We start from the raw sequence: 3,765 nt of genomic DNA, 5'->3' as shown, positions 1-3,765 counted from the left end.
AGTACTGCTAAGTGAAAATCGTACTTTTATACATAGACTTAAAACATTATGGGGTTTCAAATGGATAGTAAACAATATACTTGCCGTGTTACATGGTCAGCAGAATATAATGAGTATGTTGGGTTGTTCGAACCACAAGCACTAGCCATTTGTTGTAATTCAGCTTTAAGCGCCCTTAATTCTTTCATGCGTTTATTCACTAGTGCAAGTTGCTGATCAATTAATGCATTAACGCTAGAGCAGCTTTCTTCTGGCTTATTTTTTAATTCGATAAGACGTTTAATATCATTGAGTGATATATCTAGGCTGCGACAATGCTTTACGAATTCCAATTGTTTAAGTGCTTTGCTATCATACAGCCTGAAATTACCTTCTGAACGATTTGGATTTAACAGTAATCCTTCTCTTTCATAATATCTAATCGTTTGTATTGAACAGCCCGATTTTTTTGACGATTCGCCTATTTTCATCAATTTCCCCCAGACATTTGACTCTATAGTTACTATAGAGTCTATAGTATAAGTATGCAACGAAAAGGATATATAAAAAATGACTGAGAAATATTTAAACAATACGAATATCGTTAATTTTGAACACAAAGATATCCAATCCTTGATCGATCAACGTAGGTGGAAAAACTTGGATAACTTCAACAAAATTGGTGCCGCTTATCAGTTTGTAAAAGATGAGATTTTCTTTGGTTATAATGAAAGCGATGATATTGCAGCAAGCGATGTGCTAGCAGATGGTTATGGACAATGTAATACTAAGGGTAATCTGTTAATGGCACTATTGCGTGGACTAGGCATTCAATGCCGATTTCATGGGTTTACCATAGACCAGCAACTACAAAAAGGTGCTATCCCAAGCTATGTATTTTGGTTAGCACCTAAATACATCATTCATAGTTGGGTAGAAGTTTACTTTGAAGGGCGTTGGATAAACTTAGAGGGCTTTATATTGGATGAGCAATACTTAAGCTCTCTACAGGAGAAATTTGACCAAGTAAAAGATGATTTTTGTGGTTATGGTGTTGCAACAAAGTGCTTTTCATCACCAGATACAGATTGGCGTGGAGAAAATACCTATATTCAAAAAGAAGGTATTCATGATGACTTTGGGCTTTATGATTCCCCTGATGAGTTCTATCTCGAAAAAGGGACTAACTTGTCGGGGTTCAAACGCTGGATATATCAACGCTTGATACGTCACTTGATTAATATGAATGTATCAAAACTAAGAAATAGAAAAGTACTAGAGGTACAAAATGCACAACCATAATCATAGTCATCAACATGGTAAAGATGACCGTATTGGTTGGGCATTTTTCCTTAATGTGACATTCACTATTATCGAATTTATAGGTGGTTGGCTCACTAACAGTACGGCGATAATGGCAGATGCAGTTCACGATCTTGGTGATAGTCTTTCAATAGGTTTTGCGTGGATTTTAAGTCGTTTTTCAGATAAAGAAGCATCAGATAAGTTTAGTTATGGTTATCGTAGACTTACTCTCTTTGGCGCATTGATAAACAGTATTGTTTTAATCATTGGCTCAATTTGGATTTTATTTGAAGCAATTCCAAAGCTGTCCAATCCTGAAATGCCTGTAGTCGAGGGGATGTTAGGGCTAGCGATACTCGGCGTTGCCGTTAACGGATATGCTGTATTAAAATTAAAAGCGGGTGAAACATTAAATGAGAAAGTACTGACATGGCACCTTCTTGAAGATGTACTTGGATGGGTTGCCGTTCTTATAGTCTCTATCGTACTGTTGTTCGCTGAACTGCCGATATTAGATCCCCTTTTATCAATAGGGTTCACGCTGTTCATCTTGTTTAATGTTTTCAAAAACCTGAAATCAACACTCGTTTTATTTCTTCAAGCTGCACCCGATAAAGAGACTCAAAAGCGTATTAAACTATCACTAATGGAATTTCCTGAAGTTAATGGTATCCACCACATGCACTTTTGGTCACTAGATGGTGAAAGTCACGTTTTAACAGCGCACCTTGAGCTGAGTGACAACTTTGACGTTAAAGAATTAATTAGGCTTAAACAAGAAGTTGCAGCTAAATTATCTTCCTATCATTTATCGCATACAACGATAGAGTTTGAGTTTTTAAATGAAAATTGTCGGGATGAAGCGCAGTAAGCTTTATCAATAAAATGTTGGGCATACAATATTAAAAGCAGCTTAATTAGGCATAACCTAGTAATTAAGCTGCTTTTTTTGATTTTAAATTTCGTCGGATTGCTGTTTGCTACTCTCAGAGCCATGCGCCCATTGATATAAAATAGGCAATACAAACAAAGTTAAAATTGTAGAAGATACAATACCGCCGATAACAACTGTTGCTAGTGGTCGTTGTACTTCTGCACCAATTCCAGTGTTTAACGCCATTGGAATAAAACCTAAACTTGCGACCAGTGCCGTCATTAAAATAGGTCTTAAACGAATGATGTGCTGAGTTTCCATCATTGTCTTGGCTTGATGCGGATCAGTCTAAAGCATTCTCAGGAATAGAGGAGCTCGTTGCTGATGTTGTAGCTGATATGATTAGCAATAATGAAAAAGTTCCTACACCACTCTCCGGGAAAATATAGTAGGCAGTTTGTTGTCCTTGTTCTCAGTGGTTCAACAAAAACTAGCCCTCGAAGCCGCAGAACGTGGCGTGGACATAAATTGTTTAGTATCAGTAAAAAGAGCGATGTAATTTTAGTACGAGTGAGTGATAGAGCAGGAACCTATGCTTCATATATTCAGTAAATGGTATGTTTTTGAATTAATAGGTATTTTTAAATAAAGCTTTCTTTGATTTAGTGCTTTTTATTTAATAAATTAATTTTAAAAACAACTTAGGCTAATTGATAAACACTATCTGGAAAGATTAAAAGAAAATATTTTTTAATTTCTGCTAATTCATTTAAGGCAGGTTCCCTTTCAAGCAGTTGAAATGTCCAAATAAGTACAGCCTGATGATTATCATAGCAAGTATTTACTCCAAGAAAATTAGCCATTCCATAACTTCTATTGATGTTCATTTCTTTAATTAATTGATTTCCTAAGTCACGAGCTTGCTGGCTGATCAATAACTCATTTGGTAACACGGCGGTCATCTCCACAAAATAATCTAATGCAGGTTCAATCCTTATATTTAAAAAGTTATAATTTAGTTGAAATGGATAAAATATACTTTCTATAAGTTGTAATAACCTGCTGTAGGTTAATTTTAGCAAAGTATTACTCAGTCAACAACTTCAAATAACCCACAGCAAGTTATTTTTTGTAAATTAATTTAAATATGATTACTTGTAAGTTATCTAGCCTCATGGGCGATAGAAAAATTTTAAAATTAAGTGAAGTGGTGCATGCAACAGGTATCAATCGCAACACGCTCACAAGTATGTATTATGACCGTGCTGTACGTATTGAATTACCAGTCGCCGATAAGTTGTGTAAGTACTTTAACTGTACGATGAATGATTTGTTTGAGTTTAAGGAAGAAGTTGAAGAAAAAGATTAACTTAATACTTCGTTTGATAAGTTTTTCGAAGAAAAAGACTAGCCAATACTTAGTTTGATAAGTTTTTCTCTGCAGATCTAATATTGAATTTTATAAAATATCATTACAAACAGAGGTGGTTCCACTTGTTTGAACAACTAAAAGCGTATTTATAAGTGATATTCCGCTCTAGTTAAGCCACCTTGTTTTGTTGGGGTAGCTGATCATAGTAAAACTCATTTGGTGTCATTTTGTCTAG

Annotated in this window: 5 protein-coding genes and 2 pseudogenes; 4 read left to right on the top strand and 3 right to left on the bottom strand. The window is 35.1% G+C overall.

The genetic code is table 11. From position 1 onward, the window contains the following. Positions 1-56 precede the first annotated feature (56 nt). Positions 57-470 carry a Cd(II)/Pb(II)-responsive transcriptional regulator gene (locus FTT75_RS15460; RefSeq protein ID WP_180186806.1) on the bottom strand — a complete coding sequence of 138 codons (414 nt, stop codon included), beginning with the start codon at positions 468-470 and terminating at the stop codon, positions 57-59. A 79-nt stretch (positions 471-549) separates the two neighbouring features. Here FTT75_RS15460 and FTT75_RS15455 point away from each other — a divergent pair, with 79 nt between their 5' ends. After that, a complete protein-coding gene (locus FTT75_RS15455; RefSeq protein ID WP_005245162.1) occupies positions 550-1,281 on the top strand; it encodes a transglutaminase family protein in 732 nt (243 codons plus the stop codon). Further along, positions 1,268-2,155, top strand: a complete 888-nt coding sequence (locus FTT75_RS15450) for a cation diffusion facilitator family transporter (protein WP_127800877.1) — start codon at positions 1,268-1,270, stop codon at positions 2,153-2,155. Before FTT75_RS15455 ends, FTT75_RS15450 begins: the two co-directional genes overlap by 14 nt. An 84-nt stretch (positions 2,156-2,239) precedes the next feature. Here FTT75_RS15450 and FTT75_RS15445 read toward each other — a convergent pair. Further along, positions 2,240-2,464: pseudogene (locus tag FTT75_RS15445) on the bottom strand (efflux RND transporter permease subunit); the annotation flags it as partial. On the opposite strand from FTT75_RS15445, the pseudogene FTT75_RS15440 reads away from it, so the two are divergent. Then, a pseudogene (locus FTT75_RS15440) lies at positions 2,464-2,607 on the top strand (antitoxin HicB); the annotation flags it as partial. The pseudogenes FTT75_RS15445 and FTT75_RS15440 sit on opposite strands and share 1 nt — an antisense overlap. A gap of 252 nt (positions 2,608-2,859) precedes the next feature. Here FTT75_RS15440 and FTT75_RS15435 read toward each other — a convergent pair. Further along, a complete protein-coding gene (locus FTT75_RS15435; protein WP_004658363.1) occupies positions 2,860-3,111 on the bottom strand; it encodes a hypothetical protein in 252 nt (83 codons plus the stop codon). A gap of 194 nt (positions 3,112-3,305) precedes the next feature. Here FTT75_RS15435 and FTT75_RS15430 point away from each other — a divergent pair, with 194 nt between their 5' ends. Beyond that, entirely contained in the window at positions 3,306-3,527 is a 222-nt protein-coding gene (locus FTT75_RS15430; RefSeq protein WP_004658364.1) for a helix-turn-helix transcriptional regulator, read from the top strand. The last annotated feature ends 238 nt before the right edge of the window (positions 3,528-3,765 follow it).

The sequence above is a fragment of the Acinetobacter sp. YH01008 genome (assembly GCF_013420435.1).
Lineage (GTDB): Bacteria > Pseudomonadota > Gammaproteobacteria > Pseudomonadales > Moraxellaceae > Acinetobacter > Acinetobacter pseudolwoffii.
The sequence above is the reverse complement of the archived record's forward strand: the minus strand, read 5'-3'. Positions and strand labels throughout refer to the sequence as shown.

What these genes read in the sequence shown, in the direction of transcription:
- FTT75_RS15460 (WP_180186806.1), bottom strand. Translation starts at nt 470, where the DNA reads ATGAAAATAGGCGAATCGTCAAAAAAATCGGGCTGTTCAATACAAACG.
- FTT75_RS15455 (WP_005245162.1), top strand. Translation starts at nt 550, where the DNA reads ATGACTGAGAAATATTTAAACAATACGAATATCGTTAATTTTGAACAC.
- FTT75_RS15450 (WP_127800877.1), top strand. Translation starts at nt 1,268, where the DNA reads ATGCACAACCATAATCATAGTCATCAACATGGTAAAGATGACCGTATT.
- FTT75_RS15430 (WP_004658364.1), top strand. Translation starts at nt 3,306, where the DNA reads ATGATTACTTGTAAGTTATCTAGCCTCATGGGCGATAGAAAAATTTTA.